We start from the raw sequence: 19,825 nt of genomic DNA on the forward strand, positions 1-19,825 counted from the left end.
TTGCGAACATGACTCAGTCGGCCACCACTCTGTCGCCCGGCCAGGAACGCGTATGGCTCCTCGACGAGCTGCGCCCGCAGGACCGGACCCTCACCGTCGGTGAACTGATGCTCGTCACCGGCCCGTTGGAAGCGGACACGGTCCGGGACGCGCTGGCGGAGCTGACCGCCCGCCACCCCGCGCTGCGCACCGTCTTCCGGACGGGGCCGGGCCGCCCCGAGGCGGTGGTCCTCCCCGCCGGGGAGATCGCGCCGCCGCTCGTGCGCGAGACCGGCACGACGGCATCCGACGACCGGATCCGCCGGGTCCAGGACTGGGCGAAGGACCTCTGCGCCCGGCCGTTCGACAAGGAACGGGGCCCGCTGTGGCGGGCGGGGCTGCTCTCGCTCGGCACGGGCGAGCACGCCCTGCTGCTCTGCGCGCACCAACTGGTGGCGGACCGGCGCTCCCTCGCGGTCCTCTTCGAGGAACTGGGCGAACTCTGCGCCGGGCCGACGCCGGGCCACGACCGCGCCCGGCCGCCTGCGGAGCACCACGCCGGTCCACCCGCCGCCCCCCGACACCGGCTCGAATCCCGCGCCGAGGCCCTGGCCGGCCTGCCGGTCGGCGTCGAACTGCCCGCCGACCGGATACGCCCGCACGCCCTGGCCCTGACCGGCGCGCACACCTCGCTGCGTCTTCCCGGGGCGACGGCCCGGGCACTCGCGGAGTACGCCCGCGCCCAGGACACCGACACCGGGACGCTGCTGCTCACCGCGTTCGCCGTCCTCGTCCACCGCTACACCGGTGTGACCGACATCGCCCTCGGTACTCCGCACCGCGCCCCCGCACACACCGTGGGGCCCCTGACGAACCTGCTGGTCGTACGCGCCGCGCTCGACGGGGACCCCTCGTTCTCCGAGGCGCTGGAGCGGATGCGGCACGCCTGCGCCGAGGCACGGGCGTACGCCGACGTACCGTTCGCGCAACTCGTCGAACGGCTCGACCCCGAGCGCGACCCGAGCCGCCGCCCGGTCTGCCAGGTCGGCTTCGAGATCCGGCCGGAGCCCGTCTGCGCGCTGCCGGGCACCACCGCCGCACCGCTGCCCCTCGATGCGGGGACGGCCGACTTCGACCTGGCCCTCGTCGTGTCGCCCGGGGACCACGGAACCCGGCTGACCCTCGCCCACGACACCGAACTCTTCGAGGAGGAGACGGTCCGCCGCCTCGCCGGGAACTTCGCCACCCTCCTGGCCGGGCTGCTGGCCAAGCCGGGCGAGAGCATCGGCCGCCAGTGGCTGCTCGCCCCCGAGGAGGAACGCCGGGTGCTGCACGACGGCAACGACACCCGCGTCGACTTCCCGCACGACCGACTGATCCACCGGCTCGTCGCCGACCAGGCGGCCCACCGCCCCGAGGCGGTCGCCCTCGTCGGCGGCGGGGAGCGGGTGACCTTCGGCGAGCTCGACCGGCGCGCCAACCAGGTCGCGAACCATCTGCGCGAGCTGGGCGTGGGCCCCGAGGTCCCGGTCGGCATCTGCCTGCGCCGCTCGGTCGACATGGTCGTCGGCGTCCTCGGCATCCTCAAGGCCGCGGGCGCCGCGGTCCTGCTCGACCCCTCGCAGCCGACCCGCCGCCTGGCGTCCATGCTCGACGACGCGCGGACCACCGTGCTGCTCACCTCCGAAGCCCACCTCGCCCACCTGCCCACCGAGTTCGGCGGGCACGTCCGCTGCCTCGACCGGGACCGCGCGCTCTTCGACGCCGCCTCCCCGGCGGCCCCGCCCGAGCGGGCGCACCGGCTGGGCCTGTGCCAGATCGCGTACACCTCGGGCTCGACCGGCGAGCCGCGCGGCGTCGCCTTCCACCACGGGGCGGTGCTGCTCGTCTCCCAGGGCACCCAGCGGGCGTACTCACTGACCGAGAAGGACCGCGGCACCTGGATCTCCGCCCCCGGCTTCGGGATCTCCTACGTCAACGAGCTGTGGCCCTTCCTCAGCGCGGGCGCTGCCGTGCACATCGCGGACGAGACCACCACCGCCACGCCCTTCCGACTCCGCGACTGGCTGATCGACGCCGGGATCACCGTCACCGTCCTGGCCAAGGCACTCGCCGAGCGCGTGTGCGCGGTCGACTGGCCGGGCGAGGTGCCGCTGCGCGTCCTGATGGTGTCCGGCGAACGCGTCGGCTGGCTCCCCTCGACGGTGCCGTTCGAGATCGTCACCATCTACGGCTCCACCGAGACCACGAACGCCACCACCTGCCTCAACGAGGCCGACGGGGTGCGCATCACGCCGAAGACCGTGCCGCCCGCCGCGCGGCACGGCTCCAGCACCCCCGTGGGCCTGCCCGTGCCCAACGCCCGCGTGTACCTGCTCGACGACGCCCTCCAGCCCGTGCCGCTGGGCGTGGCCGGACAGATCCACGTGGGCGGCGACCTGATCCAGAGCGGATACCTGCACCGGCCGGAGCGCACGGCCGAGAAGTGGATCCCCGACCCCTTCGCGGCGCGGCCCGGCGCGCGCATGGTCGCCACCGGCGACATCGGCCGCCGGCTGCCCGACGGAGCGATCGTCGTGCTGGGCCGCGCCGACGAACAGGTCAGCCTCAACGGCTACCGCATCGAGCTCGGCGAGGTCACCACCCGGCTGCTGGAACACCCCGCGATCCGGCAGGCCGTCGTCACGGTCAGGGAGGACCGGCCCGGCGAACGCCGCATGATCGCCCACCTCGTGACGGACACCCACCGGCGCCCGACCGGCGGGGAACTGCGCGATCTGCTCAAGGAACAGCTGCCCGCCTACATGGTCCCCACCGCGTTCGTGGTGGTCGACGCCCTTCCGCTGCTCCCCAACGGCAAGGTCGACCGCCGTGCCCTGCCCGCGCCCGACGCGCCCCGCGGCGGTACGGGCCCCACCGTCGCCCCCCGCACCGACACCGAGAAGACCCTGGCCCGGGTGTGGTGCGAGGTCCTGCACCAGGAACGGGTGGGCGTCCGCGACAACTACTTCGAACTGGGCGGCGACTCGCTCACCGGCATGGAACTCATGGCGTCCATCGGCCGCGTCCTCGGGGTGGACCTTCCGTTGCGCGTCCTGTTCGAGGCGCCGACCGTCGAGGAGATGGCCGCGGTCGTCGAGGGCGCGGGCCGGGGGACACCGGGCGCGGGACCCGCCCCGGCGGGCGCGCCTTCGATCACACCCCGGCCGGACCAGCGGTACGAGCCCTTCCCGCTCACGGACATCCAGCACGCCTACTGGATCGGCCGCAGCGGCGGCATCGAACTCGGCGACGTGGGCTGCCACGGATACCAGGAGTGGGACGTTCCCGGACTCGACCCCGAGCGACTGCGACGCGCCGTCGACCTGCTGGTCGCACGGCACGACATGCTCCGCGCGGTCGTGACCCCCGACGGACGCCAACGCGTCCTGGAGGAGGTGGCGCCCTACGACCTGCGGGTGGCGGACCTGCGCGGGCTCCCGGCCGCCGAACGCGACGGACGCCTCGCCGAGATCCGCGAGCAACTGTCCCACGAACTCCTCCCGGTCGACCGCTGGCCGCTCTTCGACCTGCGGGTCACCCGCGTCGACGAGACCGTCTCCCGCGTGCACGTCAGCTTCGACCTGCTGATCTTCGACGCCCGCAGCGCGCGGATCTTCACCCAGGAACTGTCCCGGCTGTACGAGGACCCGGACCTGGAACTGCCCACGCTCGAACTGTCCTTCCGCGACTACGTCCTCGCCGAACGAGCCGCCCAGGACAGCTCCCCGCTCCACGCAGCGTCGCGCGCCTACTGGCAAGGCCGCCTGGACGACCTCCCGCCCGCCCCCGAACTGCCCTATCTGCGGAGCCTGGCATCGGTGCGCCGGCCGCGCTTCGTACGGTGTCCGGGGCGGCTGGAGCCGGACGTCTGGCAGGCCCTGCGCCAGGCCGGGGCGGCGGCCGGCATCACCCCGTCGGCCCTGCTCCTCGCGGCCTTCGCCGAGGTGCTGGGCACCTGGAGCGCCACCCCCCGGTTCACCGTCAACCTCACCCTCTTCAACCGGCCCCCGCTGCACCCGCGGCTCAACGACCTGCTCGGCGACTTCACCTCCGGGCTGCTGCACGCGGTGGAGGGCGACGGCGCCACCTTCCTGGACCGGGCCCGGCAGGTCCAGGACCGGCTCTGGAGCGACCTGGAGCACCGCCACACCAGCAGCGTCCAGGTCATGCGCGACCTGGCCCGGCGTCAGGGCGGCGGGCTGCCGCGGGCGGCGATGCCGGTGGTCTTCTCCAGCCTGGTCGGCGTCCCGCGCATGGAGTGGGGCAGCCTCGGCACGTACGCGTACGGCGTCACCCAGACACCGCAGGTCGCCCTCGACCACCAGGTGATGGAGGTGGACGGCGGCCTCGACTACTGCTGGGACGCCGTGGCCGAGCTCTTCCCCGACGGCCTGCTCGACGACATGGCCGCCGCCTACGGAAGCCTGCTGCGGGACCTTGCCGCACGGCGGGGGACCTGGTCCCGGGAGCGGCCCGCGCAGCCGCCCGCCGACCAGCTCGAACGGCGCACCCGGACCAACGCCACGGGCACACCGGCGACGGCACAGGCGCCGGACACCGGCCTGCTGCACGAGCCGTTCCTGCGCCGGGCCGCCGAGAACCCCGGGGCGCCCGCCGTCGTCCAGGGCGGACGCACCCTGAGCTACCGGGACCTCGACACGGCATCGGCCGGGATCGCGAACCGGCTCCTCGAACTCGGCACCCGGCCCGGCCGACTGGTCGCGGTCGTGATGAACAAGGGTTGGGAACAGATCGCCGCCGTGCTGGGCGTGCTGCGCGCCGGAGCGGCCTACCTCCCGGTCGACCCCGCGCTGCCCGCCGCGCGGATCCGCTACCTCCTGGAGAACGGCCAGGTGGAGACGGTCCTCACGCAGCCCGCCGTGGACCGGGAGCGCACCTGGCCGCCGGACGTCACCGCCGTCCCGGTCACGCAGACCTCTCCGGCGCCGCCGGCCGGGCGGCCGTGCCCCGCCCCGGTCGGCCCGGAGGACCTGGCGTACGTCATCTACACCTCGGGCTCCACGGGCGAACCCAAGGGCGTCATGATCGAGCACGGGGCGGCCCGCAACACCGTCCTCGACATCAACCGGCGCTTTCGCGTCGGACCCGACGACCGGGTCCTCGCGATCAGCTCCCTCAGCTTCGACCTCTCGGTCTGGGACGTCTTCGGCACCCTGGGCGCGGGCGGCACGCTGATCGTCCCCGAACCGTCCGAGAACCCGGACCCGGCGGCCTGGGCGGAACTCCTGCGCCACCACCGCGTCACCGTCTGGAACTCCGTCCCCGCGCTCCTGCAGATCCTCCTGGAGTACACCCGGGGCAGGGGCGAACGCCTGCCGGACGAGCTGCGGACCGTACTGCTCAGCGGGGACTGGATTCCCGTCGCGACCTACGGGCAGCTGCGCGACGTGGCCCCCGGGGCCCGGCTGATCTCCCTCGGCGGCGCGACCGAGGCGTCCATCTGGTCCATCGCGCACGAGGCGGGCCCGCCCGGCCCGGAATGGGCGAGCGTGCCCTACGGCAGACCGCTGGCCAACCAGCGCTGGCACGTCCTCGACGACCGGATGAGGCCCCGCCCCGACTGGGTGACCGGCGGGCTGTACATCGCCGGGAGCGGCCTGGCGCGCGGCTACTGGGGCGACCCGGAGAAGACCGCCGCCCGGTTCGTGACCGACCCGCACACCGGCGAACGCCTCTACCGCACCGGCGACCTCGGCCGCTGGCGGCCCTCGGGCGACATCGAGATCCTCGGCCGTGAGGACTTCCAGGTGAAGATCCTCGGCCACCGGGTGGAACTCGGCGAGATCGAGGCGGCGCTCCAGGACCATCCGGGGGTGGCGGGCGCTTGCGTCGTCGCGCTCGGCGACCCCGGCGCGGCCCGGCGCCTCGTGGCGCACGTCGTGCCCGAACCGGACACCACGGCGCCGGAGGCGGACGAACTGCGCGAGTTCCTGGCGCAGCGGATCCTGGGCGACATCGTGCCGTCGCTCTTCCACTTCCCGCCCGCCCTGCCGCTCACCTCCAACGGCAAGGTCGACCGCACCGCACTGGCGGCGCTCGGCGAACCCGCCGTACCCGGCGCGGAGTCCGAGCCGCCCGCCACCCCGACCGAGGAACTGCTGCTGCGCATCGAGGCGGACGTCCTCGGCGCCGACCGACTGGGCCCCGGGGACGACTTCTTCACCTCGGGCGGCGACTCGCTCCGTGCCATCGCGGTGATCAACGAGGCCGCCGACGCGGGCCTCGACATCCCGGTCGAGCTCTTCTTCCAGCACCGCACGGTGCGCGAACTCGCGGCCCGGCTCGACGGGCGGAGCACTCAGGACGGCCCGACGATCCTCGACATGAGGGACGACACATGACGCTGCTGATCCACCAGCTGATCGCCGAGCAGGCGGCGCGGAGGCCGGACAAGCCCGCCGTGGTCCTTGCCGCCGCCACCCTGACGTACGGCGAACTCGACCGGAGGGCGAACCGGCTCGCCGCCCACCTGCGCACCCTGGGAGCCGCCCCCGAGGTCCGCGTCGGCGTCTGCCTGCCGCGCTCCGCCGACGCCGTCGTCGCCCTGCTCGGTGTCGTCAAGTCCGGGGCCGCGCCCGTCCTCCTCGACCCGGCCGCCCCCGGCAACAGGATCGCGCTGATGCTCCGCGACTCGGGCGCGCGGGCCCTCGTCACCACCACGGCAACGGTCCCCGGGGCGATCCTCCGCGAGGCGGCGGACGACGGCGTCCGCCCGGTGCTGCTCGACCGCGACAGGGCCGCCGTCGACGCCCACCCGTCGACGGATCCGGGGACGGCCGGTCTCACCCCGGACAGCGCCGCCCACGTCGTCTACACCTCCGGCTCCAGCGGGGAACCCAAGGGCGTCGTCGCCCGCCACGCGACGGTGCTGCACTGCGCCCGCTGGACGCACCAGGAGTTCGCCGTCACCGCCGACGACCGCTCGACCTGGGTGTCGTCACCGGGCTTCGGGGTGTCCCTCGTCAACGAACTGTGGCCGTTCCTCTCCGCCGGGTGCACCGTGCACCTGCCCGACGAGGAAACCCTGCTCTTCCCCGAGCGGCTGCGGGACTGGCTGACCGCGCACCGGATCACGGTCGTCCAGCTGGTGGCGACGCTCGCGGCCGGACTGTGCGCGACCGCTTGGCCCGACGGCCCCGCGCCGCGGCTGCTCCTCGTCACGGGGGAGCGGTTCGAACCGGCGGCGGACGGCCCGCCCTTCGACGTGGCCGTCACCTATGGTTCCACGGAGACCACCCACATCACCTCCCGCGGTCGCGCCGTCCCGCACACCCGCGTGCACCTCCTCGACGAGAACCTCGCCGAGGTGCCGCCCGGCACGGAGGGCGAGATCCACGTCGCGGGCCCCGGGCTGGCGCGCGGCTACGCGGGAGACCCCGCCCTGACCGCGCTGCGCTGGCTGCCCGACCCCTTCGCCCCCGAGCCCGGTGCCCGCATGTACCGCACCGGCGACGTCGGCCGGCTCCTCGACGACGGCACCCTCGACATCGTCGGCCGCACCGACCGGCAGGTGAAGATCCGCGGCAAGCGCGTCCACCTCGACGAGGTCGAACGGAGCATCCTGCGCGGCGGGGAGGCCGCCGAAGCAGCCGTGGTGGCCCGCGACGAGGGGGACCGGCGGCGCCTGGTCGCCTACGTCACCGGCGTCGCCCCGGACCGGGTGCCGCACCTGCACTCCGGGCTGCGGCGCGAACTGCCCGACCACATGCTGCCGTCCGACTTCGTGCTCCTGGACTCCCTGCCCCGCACCCTGCACGGGAAGCTCGACCGGCAGGCGCTGCCGGAACCCAGGCGCGACCGCTCGGCGTCCGCCGCCCCCATGAAGGAGGCACGCGACGACCTGGAACGCGAACTGACACGGATGTGGTGCGAATTGCTCGGCCTCGACCGGGTCGGCACCGCGGACGACTTCTTCGACCTCGGCGGACACTCGCTGCTCGCCGTACAGTTGGTCGGCGCCGTCGAGGACCGCTTCGGAGCCTACGTCGATCTGCCCGCCTTCTACGAACGGCCGACGGTCGCGGACCTCGCGGAACTGATCACCGCCGCCGCCCCCGGCCCGTCCGGCGCCTGCCTGGTCCGGACCGGCACCGGGCCCGGTGCCGTCCTGCGCCTCGTCTGTTTCCCCTTCGCCGGCGGCGGCCCGTCCGCGTACCAGAGCTGGACGGACGCCCTGCCGCCGGAGATCGAACTGGTCCGTGTGCAGCCGCCGGGCCGGGGGGAACGCCTGGCCGAGACGCCCCTGGAGCGCGTCGACGAGCTGGTGACCGAGGTGGGCAAGGCCCTCGCCGAGCTGGACCCGCTGCCCACCGCCTTCTTCGGGCACAGCTCCGGGGCCGTGGTCGCCCACGAACTGGCGCTCTGGCAACGACGGCACGGCCACACCCCGCCGGTGCACCTCTTCGCCTCCGGCTCCGCGGCCCCGCACGTCCCGGTGACCACCCGGGTCCACCGCATGACCGACGACGAACTGCGCGAACACCTGCGAGGGCTCGGCGGCACCCCGCCCGAACTGCTCGACGACCCGAGGCTCCTCCAGGTCATGCTGCCGACGCTGCGCGCCGACTTCGCCCTGCACGAGACCTACACGCATCGGCCCGAACCGCCGCTGGACTGCCCGATCACCGTATTCGGCGGTACCGAGGACACCGAGGTCGACCCGGCGGAACTCCCGCTGTGGCGGACCCTGACCCGGGCCGCCTTCGAAACCCTCCTGGTGACGGGCGGCCACTTCTACCTGGACACGGCACGCGACGCGCTCCTCTCCCGGATGCTCGACGCACTCGCCGCGCCGCTCGCCCGCCCGCGGGGCGAGAGATGACGGCCGTCGTGGCGCAGGAGCAGGAGATCGTCGAATCGGCCGACGGCGTACCGATCGCCTGCTGGCGCTCGGGCACCGGCCCCCCGCTGGTCCTCGTCCACGGCAGCGGCGAGGACCACACGCGCTGGCGGCCGGTACTGGCCCGGCTGAGCGACCGGTTCACCGTGTACGCCGTCGACCGCCGGGGCCGCGCGGCCAGCGGCGACGCGGACCCCTACGACCTGCGCGACGAGGCACGCGACATCGCCGCCGTGATCGACCGGACCGGTCCCGGAACATGTCTGCTCGCCCACTCCTACGGCGCGATCTGCGCGCTGGAGGCGGCGACGCTCACCTCCGGGATCGGCCGGATGGTCCTCTACGAGCCCCCGATCCCGGTCGGCGGGAGCGGAGAGCCGTCCGGGCTGGGCGCGCGTCTTTGCGCGCTGATCGACGCGGGCGAGGAACTGCGCGCCCTCGGCCTGTTCCTCGTCGAGGTGGCGGGCGTGAGCCCGCGCGAGGTGGACGTGCTGCTGCGCATCCCCGGCTTCCGCGAACGGGCACCGCTCGCCCGGACGCTGGCCCGCGAGATCGAGGGCGCGCGGCGCTACGTCATCGAACCGGACAGGTTTTGTGACCTGACGGTCCCCGCCCTGCTGCTGGCCGGTGGCGACAGTCCACCGGAGCTGCGGCGGGCGGTCGACGCGGTGGACGGGATGCTCGCGGACTCCCGGGTCGCCGTCCTCCCGGGCCAGACGCACCGGGCCATGGACACCGGCCCCCGGCTCTTTCTCGACACCGTGCTCGGCTTTCTCCAGTGACACTCCGTCAACCACTCAGGACAGGAAAGGAATCCGGAATCATGAAGCGTTCCGCCGTGAACCCGTGGGAATGGTCGCTCAAGTTCGGCTTCAACCAGGGCGAGGTCGTCGAGGAGCACACCCGGATGCTCGTCTGCGCCGGGCAGACGTCGCTCGACGACGACGGCGAGGTGGCGTACCCCGGCGACATGGCGCGGCAGATCGGCCAGGCGCTCGACAACGTGGAGGCGGTGCTCGCCGAGGCCGGCATGGACCTCACCCACGTCGTCCGGCTCAACATGTACACCACCGACATGCAGCTGTTCCTGGAACACGTGAGCGTCATGGGCAAGCGCCTCGAAGCGGTCCAGGCGGCCCCGCCCGGATCGCTGCTCCAGGTCTCCGGGCTGGCGTTCCCGGAGCTGCTGGTGGAGCTCGAGGCCACGGCTGTGGGCTGACGGATGAGCAGGCAGGAGCAACGGGCCGTGCCGCTCCGGCAGATCTTCCGGCTGCACCCGGGACCCCGCTCCGGGGCGGAACCGCAGGCGGGGCGGCACGCCGGGGAAGGCACGCGGCCGGGCCACGGTCGTACCGCGGACCCGGCCGCCGGGCACGCCCCGGCCCCGGAGGGAAGCGGGAGGCCGGGGCCGGAACGCGGCCCGGTGGCGCGGCTGTGGGCGGCGGGCCGCCTCTCGATGACGGTCCTCCTCGACGACAAGGAGCCGCTGTACACGCTCCTGCCCCGCACCCGCCCCCCGGCCCGGCCGGACACGGCCCCGCCCGGCGCCCTCGCGCTGTCGCGGTTCGCCGTGATCCGGTGGCACGGGGACGCGTTCGTCATCGAGTCCCCGCGCGCCTGGTGCGACGTCCGGCTGCGCGATCCGGCGCTGCTCGGCGTGCTGACCGGAGCCGGGGAACGGGGCCGCGACGGCCTTCCGGACGCGGTCGTGGAGCGGCTGGGACGGGATCTGTGGTGGGCGGGCCTGGCCGTCCCTCCGGCGGACGACACCGAGGGCACGGAGCCGTCGCTGCGTCAATGGGCCCCGCACGAGCTGTGGTTCCACAGCCGCACCAGGATGTCGGGACGGCAGCCGGACGAGGGCTTCGGGAAGACCGACTGGGCACGGGGCGCCTTCGCCCCGCTCCCCGCCCGGCGCCCGTCGTTCCCCGGCCCCGGCATCGGGCTTTGCCGTCCCGACCTGGGCCTGCTCCGCACCACCGACCCGTCCCTGACCACCGTCATGGAGACCCGCAGGACGATCCGTGCCCACGACGACGCGGCCCCGCTCACCCACGACCAGCTCGGGGAGTTCCTCTTCCGCTGCTGCCGCAACCGGTGGAAGGCGGAGCTGCGCGGGGTCGAATACGTCAGCCGCCCCTATCCGGCGGGCGGTTCCGGGTACGAGCTGGAGATCTACCCGGTGGTCGCGAACGTCGCCGGCCTCGCCCCGGCGCTGTACCACTACGACCCGCAGGACCACCGGCTGGAGCGGGTGTGCGGGCGGACGCCCGACGTGCGACGCCTGCTCGCGCTGGCGGCCCGGCTCGCCGACCAGGAGCGGCCGCCTCAGGTCCTGCTGGTGGTGGCGGCCCGCTTCGGCCGCCTGATGTGGTCCTACCAGGGCATGCCGTACGCGCTGATCATGAAGCACACCGGGGTGCTGTTCCAGACGATGTACACCGTCGCGACGGCGATGGGACTGGCACCGTGCGCGCTGGGGACCGGGGACTCCGACGCGTTCGCACGGGCCACGGGCCTCGACCCGTACGCCGAGGCGAGCGTCGGGGAGTTCATGCTCGGCAGCCGGCCGACGACCGGATCCATGTGAGCGCCGATCAGGAGAGAGCCGTATGCAGACACCGTTGATCATGAGTGAGGGCCGGTGCGCGGTGTGGGAGGAGCCGATCGGTCCCGCGGGCGTGCGCATCCGCGAGCGCGCCGTGTCGGACCCGCTGCCCGGTCAGGTGACCGTCAGGGTCAGGGCCGCCGGACTCAACCACCTCGACCTGTGGGTGGTCACCGGGGCCCAGCGCGTCGAACCGCCCCGGGTCATCTCCGCGGACGGCGCGGGTGTGGTGGAGGCCAGCGGCTGCGACGAGTGGGCGGTGGGCGACGAGGTCCTGTTCTACCCCGTGTCGGCCTGCTGGCGGTGCGAGCACTGCCGGGGTGGGCAGCAGGTGCGGTGCAGCAGGTTCGCCGTCCTCGGGGAGCACTCCGACGGCGCGGCCTGCGAGCTGGTCCGGCTCCCCGGCCACGCCCTGCGGCGCAAGCCGGCGGGCCTCGGCTGGGAGGAGGCCGCCGCCATGCCGCTGGCGTATCTGACGGCATGGCGGATGATCGTCACCCGCGCACGGCTCAAGGCCGGTGAGACGATGCTGGTCACCGGGGGCAGCGGCGCGGTGGGCACCGCGGCCGTGCTGATCGGGAAGCACCTCGGGGCGCGGGTGCTCGCCACGACCCGGTCGAAGGAGAAGGAACCGCAGCTCAGGGCGGTCGGTGCCGACGGCGTGTTCAGCTCGTCGGGCTTCTCCCGTTCCGTCCTCGACGTCACCGACGGGCACGGCGCCGACGTGGTCTTCGAACACGTCGGCGCGGCCACCTTCGACGAGTCCCTGCGCTCGGCCGCCTTCGGCGGGCGCGTGGTGACCTGCGGGGCCACCAGCGGCCTCGTCACCCCGGTCAACCTGCCGCGGGTGTTCGTGCGCCAGCTGGAGATCCTGGGGTCGACGGCGGGCAACGCCGAGGAGTTCACGGATCTGGTACGGGCCGCGGACGAGGGGCTGAGGCCCGTCGTGGCCCGGACGTACCCCTTCGCCGAGGTGAGCGACGCGCTGGCGTTCCTCGACAAGTCCGACCAGGTGGGCAAGGTGGTCCTCACCATGTGACGCGTCCTCGTGGGGCGGGGCGTCCCCACACGGCGGGGCGGCGGGTCCGGTGCGCGACCGGACCCGCCTCCGCGCACGGCCTCACCCGGTGCCGGCCTCCGGCCCGGGGCCCGCCGCGGGCCCGTCGACGTGCCGCAGCGCGCGGTCGACGAGCACGCCCGCCATCCCGAGGTAGCGGCGCGGGTCGAGCAGGTCCTCCAGCGGGTGCGCGGCCAGCAGCGTGCCCAGCTCGGGGTCGAGCGCCACCGCCTCGGCGAACGGCACGCCGTCCGCGGACGCCTTGTGCGCGATGCGGGTGACGCACCGCTTGGCACGGACCCGGCCCAGCTCGGCCGTGAGCCGGACGGCCAGCCGCTCGGCCAGGATCCGCCCCTCGGTCGCCCCGGTGTTGGCCCACATCCGGTCCGGCAACGGCACCAGCCCCTCGGCCAGTTCGGCCGCCGTCCGCGCGGACCCCCCGGCCAGCCGCAGCACCTCGCGCAACGGCTGCCACTCCGCCTGCCAGGTGCCGCCCGGCCGCTCGTCCTCCGCGAGCATGCACCGGGCCAGCACCGAGACGTAGGCCGGGACCTGGAGCGCGGCCGACACCAGCAGCGAGGCGAGAACCGGATTGCGCTTCTGCGGCATGGCGGACGAGGCGCCCCGGCCCTCGCCGCCCGGTTCGAGACCCTCGCCGACCTCGGTGCGCGTCATGTTCTGGACGTCGAGCCCGAACTTCCCCAAGGCACCCACCACGATGGCGAGTTCATTGCCCAGCGCCACGAACGGTGCCCGCGAGGTGTGCCAGGGCAGTAGCGGTTCGGCCAGCCCCGTCTCGTCCGCGAAGGCCCGGACGAGGGCCAGCGCCGCGGGCGTGCCCCCCTGCACGGGGACCCCGTCGGCCAGGGCGAACTCGTGATAGGCCGACAACGTCCCTGCCGCACCGCCCAGTTGGGCCGGCAGCGCCGACGCCGCCGCGGCCAGCCGCCGATCGGCGTCGTCGACGGCGCACATCCAGCCCGCGGCCTTCAGCCCGAAGGTGGTCGGCACGGCGTGCTGGGTGAGCGTACGGGCCGGCATCACGGTGTCGCGGTGCTCGGCGGCGAGAGAGGCGAGCGCCGCGACCACCCGGCGCAGATCCGCCCGGACGAGGGCGGCCGCACGCCCGGCGACCAGCATCGCCGCGGTGTCCATGATGTCCTGGCTGGTGCTGCCGCGGTGCACGTGGTCGGCCGCCTCGGGCGCGTACGCCGCCACCCGCTCGGTCAGGTCCGCCACCAGCGCCACCACGGGATTCGCCGCGTTCCGCGCCCGCCGGGCCAGCGACACCGGATCCAGCCGGGCGTCCCGGGTGACCTCGGTGATCGCCTCGGCCGCGCTCCCCGGGACGAACCCGAGCCGGGCCTGGGCCCGCGCGAGGGCGGCCTCGGCGTCCAGCATGGCCTGGAGCCACGCCTCGTCCGAGACCGCGGCCTCGACCGGGGCACCGGCCCGGACCGTGGACAGCAGACCGGTGTCGGTTCCCGGCGGATGCTCGGACATGACGGTCAGTTCCTCTCGTGAGCGGCGTAGGAGCGGGCGGATCCGGCGGCCTCGGACCCCGGCCGGGCGCCCGCGCGGAGCGCGGCCCTGGCCATGGCGTCGGAGTCGCCGAGGATCACGGAGTTCACCCCCGGACGGACCCCGGCGGCCGTGACCCAGTGGACGTGCTCGGTCGGCACGCCGTACGCGAAGCGGGCGGGATGGGGGAGACCGGCGGCATCCACCACGTGGTACGGAGCCCGGCTCACCGCGAGGCCGCCCGTCGGGTACCCGGCCCCGTCCGGGTCGGGGACGACGTACGGGCGGCACTGCCCGCGGGCGAGCATGGACCTCATGAGCGGATCGCGGGTGCGCCGGACGTCCGGCTCCGGAAGCCGGGCCTCGACCAGCGCGTCCACCAGCAGCGGGCGGTCGCCGGTCAGGTCCGACGTGACGGCGAAGCGGCCGGTGCCGGGGTCCGGGGCCACTGACATGCCGGGGCCCACGAGCCGCAGGACGCCCGCCTCCATGAGGGCGATCATCTCCTGGATCCGGCGCACCGGCGGCCCGATGGACAGGAAGGCGTTCATGGGGGTGTACCAGCCGTCGAGGTCGTCCCGGTACGAAGCGCCGCCTATCCCGCCGTGGTCGACCACGAGCCGTATCTCGTTGCGCAGATCGCGCAGCACGTCGAGCGCGCTCTTGACGGGGTCGGTGACATTGCCGCGCACCGCGTGCGCCACGTCCCGCTCCAGATGGCCGAGCAGCCAGGCGTTGAACCCGGCGACCCCCTCCAGCGCGCCGGGCGGGCAGGGCCGGTTCACCGTGTCCCAGTCCCACCGGTCGCCGGGGCCGATCCCGTACTCGCCCAGCAGCCTGTCCTCGTCGCTCCCTCCGCCCCCGGCCAGGACGGTCTTGACGTACCGGGGGAGGAAGTCGGCGGCCGCCTCGGGGCCGCGGCGCTCCGCGAGCAGCGCCGCGTAGTACACGCTCTCGATCTCCTTGGTCACCAGCGGCCACACCTGCCGCCGGAATCCGGCCGGCGCGCCCGCGTCCGCCGCCGCGCGCAGGGACGAGAGGACGTCGGGGGTCAGGAACAGCGGCTCGTGGCGCTCGGACACGCCCTTCTCGTTCTCGCCCCGGGCGTGGTACGGGACGCCGCGGCGCGAGCCCGCCAGCAGCCGCGGTTCCTCGCCCGACGGCTCGTACACGAACCCGCCGTCGCGGGGACGGAAGCGGCCCCCGCGTCCGGAGGTGAACAGGGCCATGTAGTCGAAGAAGTTGAGGCCCAGCCCGCACAGGGCGACGAGGTCCCCCGCGCCGATCGCGGAGAGGTCGACGTCGGCCGGGTTGGCCGGCGGGACATGGACGCGCCCGTGCGCGCGGGCGTGCCCGGCCAGCGCCCGTGTCCCGTCGCCCGGGTCCGTGTCGCAGTGGCCCTGCGCCAGGACGACCGCGTCGACGCCGCCGACCGTCGTGCCGTCGTCCAGCACGACGTCCTGACGGCCGTCCGCGCGGTCGTCGACGGCCACCGCGGTCGCCCGCCGGACGTCGACCACGACGCCGCAGGGAGCGGTGCGGCAGACGAACCGGAACGCCCAGCAAAGGTAGTGGCCGTAGAAGGCCCGGGTCGGATAGGTGTCGGGTCCCAGGCTCGCGGCCTCCCGCAGGACCTCGGCGGGCAGGCCGTCGTCGAGCCCGTCGGCCAGGGGGAGGAGGCCCGCCCACGCGTGGAGGCTGGGCCCCTCCACGATCGGCCCCGCGCAGCTCACACCGGGGTCGGTGAAGATCGTGATCTGGGACGCCACGGTGTTCATGAGCAGTTGGCCGGACTGGTCCGTGCGCCAGACCCGGCCGGCGCCCGGCGGATACGGATCGATCACATGGATGACGCAGTTTCTCTTTCCGGCGACGACGGGCGCGTTGGCGCAGAGCCTCTCCACCACGGAGAGCCCGCGAGGCCCCGCGCCGATCACGGCGACGGATATCCCGGCCATGGATCATTCGGCCTTGACGAGGACGGCCTCGAGGTACTCGACCGGGGCGACGAGGCAGCCGTCGGTCGCCCGGTTCCGTTCGTGCCACATGGCGACGAGATCGCGTTCGAGCGCCGCCGCCCGGTTCTTCGAGAGCACCGAGAACGTCATCCGGGTCGGCCCGAAGTTGGACCGGAAATGCTCCATCCAGTGTTCCGGCGAGCGATAACGGAAGACGAAGTCACGGGGGACGGAACGGATTTCGACGACGCCGTCGCCGAACAGCGCGCGCAGCGATTCCGGGTCGCCCCAGTCGGTGGGGTTCGGCACACCGGGAGTGGGCGGGATGTACGTGGACATGATCCGGAAGAGTTCGCCGAGCGCGCCGTTTCCCGTCCAGCAGGCGAGTCCGATCCGGCCGCCCGGACGGCAGACCCGCAGCAGTTCGGCCGCCGTCCTCTTCTGGTCGGGCGCGAACATCGCCCCGAAGGCGGAGACCACGACGTCGAACTCGCCGTCGTCGAAGGGGAGACGCTCCACGTCGCCCTCCACCAGCGCGGCGTCGACGCGCTCCACCTCCAGACGCCGCCGTGCCGCCTCCAGCATGGCGGGGGAGAAGTCGAGCCCCGTCACCTGTGCGAACCGGCGGGCGGCGGCGATGGTCGCGTTGCCGCTGCCGCAGGCGGCGTCCAGGACCCGCGAGCCGGGCCGCAGGTCGAGCGTCTCCATGAGCTGCTCGCTCGCGATGACCGTCGACCCGGCGACCGACGTGTAGTCGCCGTCCGACCATCCGGCCTTCTGGAAGTCCTTGAGCGAGGTCGCGCGAGGCGCGGGAACTGAGGTCATGTCGGGCTCCAGCCGGATTGGTGGTGCGTCAGCCAGTTTCTCAGGGGTGCCGCCCGGTCCCACGCACCGGTGATCAGGTCCAGTACGCCGGGGCCGCCGAGCCAGGCGGAGGCGGGCCAGGTCCGATCGGCGGTGAGACTCCGGTGCCGAAGGAGCCTGATGTGCGGATGGTCGGCGGGCACCCCCCTCGGGGCCGTTCGCAGCCGCTGGCCGCCGATGGTGAAGCCCCGGGCCTCCAGGTCCTCCACGATCGCCAGCAGCGCCCCGCCGGCCGGGCCGTCCACCGCCCGGCGGAAGCGCTCCACCCACTGCCGGTCCGCCCGGTGGATCCCGACGGACACCGTCAGTTCGGTCGCCGATGCGGAGACGTAGTGGTGACAGCCGGAGTCGTCGAACTCGATGCCGATCCGGGTGTGATAAGGCCGCCGGTCGGCGGAGAACCGGAGATCCCGGTCGAGCCGGAACATGCGCCCCGCACCGTAACGCGGCTCCAGGGCGGCGACGAGAGCCTCGGCCGGCTCGCGGACGGCCCGCCGGAAGAGCTCCCGGTGCGCTTCGAAGTAGTCCTTGCTGTTGTCACGTCCGAGGCCGTCGAAGAATTTCTTGAATTCATCGTCCCAGCCCGTGAATTCGGCCACGGGAGGTCACTCCCCCATGGCCCGCCGCAGACTCAGCGGCCGCATGTCCGTCCACACCTCATGAATGTGGGAGAGGCATTCCTCTTTCGATCCGGAAACACCGGTCGTGTGCCAGCCGGCGGGAATCTCCTGATCGGAACGCCAGATCGAGAACTGTTCCTCGTCGTTTTTCACCACGCTGTAGGTGGCGCTTCCGCTTTCCTGCACGATGAGTTCCTTCCAGTGCTCAACCGGACCTGGGGAGCGATGCTCCCGCCTCTCACATGGGGAGTCAAGAACATGTCCGAATCAGGGTACTTGGCCATTGCGGAGGGTATAGCATGAGCCGCCGTTCGCCGTCGACGGGGGAGCGGACATCGATTCGGTTCACGAATAACAGCGAGGAGCGACAGATGAATACGGGTGGGAACGCACGGGTGGCGACTCGGTACGGGCCCTGGCCCGCGCTGGTGGTAATCGCCCTCGGATACTTCATGAACGTGCTCGACAGCACGGTTGTCAATGTAGCGATTCCGCAAATCGTCACCGGGGTCGGTGCGACGACCGAACAGATCCTGTGGGTCGTCAACGGCTATTTGCTGCCGTACGCGATGTTACTGCTCGTCGCGGGCCGCCTGGGAGACATCAGAGGACACCGCAACGTCTTCGCCGCCGGCCTGCTCGTCTTCACCGCCGCCTCCCTGGTCTGCGGGCTCGCGCAGAACCCGGAGCAGCTGATCGCCGCCCGCGTCCTCCAGGGAATCGGTGCCGCGGCCGCGGCACCCCAGGCACTCGCCATCACCTCGGCCGTCTTCCCGCCCGCCAAGCTGGGGACGGCCTTCGGCGTACTGGCCGCGGTGATCGGTTCCGCCGCCGCAGCGGGGCCGCTCCTCGGGGGCCTCATCTCGGACACGCTGGGCTGGCGCTGGATCTTCTTCATCAACATCCCGCTCGGCCTGATCGGGCTCGTCTGCACCTTCGTGTACGTGCCCGCCACCCGCAACTGGGCCCGTCAGAAACTGGGCGTCGTCCCCGTGCTCCTCGCATCGGCCGGCCTGTTCGTCGTGCTGTACGCCCTGATCGAGGGCGAACGGTTCGACTGGGGCACGGTCCGGGGCTGGATCGGGATCCCCCACTTCCTCGTGCTGGGCGTGCTGATCCTGGTCGGTTTCACGCTCTGGGAGCGCCGCAGGGCCGACGGACTGCTGCCCCGCGCCCTGTTCACGAGCCGCAACTACGCGCTGATGGTGTGGGCCTCGGCGGCCACGTACTTCGGCATCTTCGGCTCGCAGCTCGTCATGACCATCTACCTCCAGACGGCGCTCGGCGCCGGGCCGCTGGAGGCCGGACTGGTGCTGTCGCCGATGTGGCTGGCCTCGTCCCTGACCGCACCGATCGGAGGTCGCCTCTCCGGCCGGGTACGGCGCAGCCGGCTGCTGGCCGTCGGCTTCGCCGTCTTCTGCCTCGGCGTCGCCGTCACCGCCCCGTTCGCCGACGCCGACGCGGCCTGGTGGGAGTTCGTGGCGCCGCTGGTCCTGGCCGGGGCCGGGGCCGGACTCACCTTCGCACCGCTGACCACGGTGGCGATGGGCGAGGTCGAGCCGCAGGCGGCGGGCGGTGCCTCCGGGCTCATCGAGATGTCCCGCATGATCGGCAGCGCGGTCTGCACGGCCGTCGTCGGCGCGATCCTGGCGACCGTATGGGCGTCCTCGCTGCGGGACGGCGCGGCCGACGCGGGCGGCCGGCTGTCCGGGGAGGACCGGGCGTCCCTGGTCGACGGCGCCCGGCAGGCCGCCGACAGCGGGCTGAACTCGGGCACCGAAGCGGTGGTGCCGTCCTCGCTCCCCTCGGGCCTGGTGCGCGTGTTCGAGGACCTGTCCGCGCAGAGTCTGGCCTCGGCCGCCCGGCCCGCACTGCTCATCACCGCGGCGGTGATCGCGCTGGCCGCCGTCACGTCCCTGTTCCTCAAGGAGTCCGGGCCCGCCGGGGCCCCGGCCCCGAAGGAGGCTCCGGTGGCGGACCGGACGGCCTGACCCCTTCCGCGTACCGCGGCGGCCCGTCCCGGTCGGTGGGGCGGGCCGCCCACGCGCGTCCGCGGTGCTGTCCCGCCGGCGGGACAGCACCGGGCATCCGCCCGCGGGCCCCGGTGCCCCTGACGACAGGGCCTAATGCCGCTCCCGGCAAGGTTTGCCCCGTCGCACCGTCCGGCACGCACTCCCCCAAGGCCTTAAGGGCCAGGGGGACCCCCTTCGGCGTTGGCCGAGAGCCCACGTAGCCCTTCCCCAAGCTCTCGACTTCGTTCGAGCAGGGGAGACCCCATCCGAGGGCTTTCGGCCGCCTTGCGATGCACCGCACCGG

At 73.5% G+C, this 19,825-nt stretch carries 12 protein-coding genes; 7 read left to right on the forward strand and 5 right to left on the reverse strand.

Annotated features, from left to right (window positions below):
• Positions 1 to 8: 8 nt before the first annotated feature.
• Genes AMK22_RS17325 through AMK22_RS17350 form a run of 6 tightly spaced genes read left to right on the forward strand, consistent with a single transcriptional unit; the run spans position 9 to position 12,528 of the window.
• Complete coding sequence (locus AMK22_RS17325) at positions 9 to 6,383, forward strand: non-ribosomal peptide synthetase (protein ID WP_073785970.1); 6,375 nt, start codon at positions 9 to 11, stop codon at positions 6,381 to 6,383.
• Positions 6,380 to 8,863, forward strand: coding sequence for an amino acid adenylation domain-containing protein (locus AMK22_RS17330; RefSeq protein WP_073785972.1), 2,484 nt, complete (start codon positions 6,380 to 6,382; stop codon positions 8,861 to 8,863). Before AMK22_RS17325 ends, AMK22_RS17330 begins: the two co-directional genes overlap by 4 nt.
• Positions 8,860 to 9,663 carry an alpha/beta fold hydrolase gene (locus AMK22_RS17335; RefSeq protein ID WP_073785974.1) on the forward strand — a complete coding sequence of 268 codons (804 nt, stop codon included), beginning with the start codon at positions 8,860 to 8,862 and terminating at the stop codon, positions 9,661 to 9,663. The genes AMK22_RS17330 and AMK22_RS17335 overlap by 4 nt, the downstream gene beginning before the upstream one ends.
• Before the next feature lie 41 nt (positions 9,664 to 9,704).
• A complete protein-coding gene (locus AMK22_RS17340) occupies positions 9,705 to 10,100 on the forward strand; it encodes a RidA family protein (RefSeq protein WP_073785976.1) in 396 nt (131 codons plus the stop codon).
• 3 nt (positions 10,101 to 10,103) lie between these two features.
• Complete coding sequence (locus AMK22_RS17345) at positions 10,104 to 11,471, forward strand: SagB family peptide dehydrogenase (RefSeq protein WP_143203571.1); 1,368 nt, start codon at positions 10,104 to 10,106, stop codon at positions 11,469 to 11,471.
• 22 nt (positions 11,472 to 11,493) lie between these two features.
• Positions 11,494 to 12,528 (forward strand): zinc-binding dehydrogenase, encoded by a 1,035-nt coding sequence (locus AMK22_RS17350; RefSeq protein ID WP_079186212.1) that lies wholly within the window; start codon positions 11,494 to 11,496, stop codon positions 12,526 to 12,528.
• 81 nt (positions 12,529 to 12,609) lie between these two features.
• On the opposite strand, the gene pcaB is transcribed toward AMK22_RS17350, so the two are convergent.
• The 5 genes from pcaB to AMK22_RS17375 are packed head-to-tail and all read right to left on the reverse strand — an operon-like array spanning position 12,610 to position 17,695.
• Positions 12,610 to 14,049, reverse strand: coding sequence for a 3-carboxy-cis,cis-muconate cycloisomerase (pcaB, locus tag AMK22_RS17355; RefSeq protein WP_073785980.1), 1,440 nt, complete (start codon positions 14,047 to 14,049; stop codon positions 12,610 to 12,612).
• A gap of 5 nt (positions 14,050 to 14,054) precedes the next feature.
• Entirely contained in the window at positions 14,055 to 16,025 is a 1,971-nt protein-coding gene (locus AMK22_RS17360; RefSeq protein ID WP_073785982.1) for an FAD/NAD(P)-binding protein, read from the reverse strand.
• A gap of 3 nt (positions 16,026 to 16,028) precedes the next feature.
• Positions 16,029 to 16,850 carry a class I SAM-dependent methyltransferase gene (locus AMK22_RS17365; protein WP_073785984.1) on the reverse strand — a complete coding sequence of 274 codons (822 nt, stop codon included), beginning with the start codon at positions 16,848 to 16,850 and terminating at the stop codon, positions 16,029 to 16,031.
• Complete coding sequence (locus AMK22_RS17370) at positions 16,847 to 17,488, reverse strand: DUF2461 domain-containing protein (RefSeq protein WP_073785988.1); 642 nt, start codon at positions 17,486 to 17,488, stop codon at positions 16,847 to 16,849. Before AMK22_RS17370 ends, AMK22_RS17365 begins: the two co-directional genes overlap by 4 nt.
• 6 nt (positions 17,489 to 17,494) lie before the next feature.
• Positions 17,495 to 17,695, reverse strand: a complete 201-nt coding sequence (locus AMK22_RS17375; protein WP_107430570.1) for an MbtH family protein — start codon at positions 17,693 to 17,695, stop codon at positions 17,495 to 17,497.
• Positions 17,696 to 17,880: 185 nt separating this feature from the next.
• On the opposite strand from AMK22_RS17375, the gene AMK22_RS17380 reads away from it, so the two are divergent.
• The gene (locus AMK22_RS17380) at positions 17,881 to 19,500 is read left to right on the forward strand and encodes a DHA2 family efflux MFS transporter permease subunit (protein WP_073785991.1); all 1,620 of its coding nucleotides are present in this window, start codon (positions 17,881 to 17,883) and stop codon (positions 19,498 to 19,500) included.
• The last annotated feature ends 325 nt before the right edge of the window (positions 19,501 to 19,825 follow it).

Origin of the sequence: Streptomyces sp. CB01580, assembly GCF_001905795.1 — a bacterium.
Classification (GTDB): Bacteria; Actinomycetota; Actinomycetes; order Streptomycetales; family Streptomycetaceae; genus Streptomyces.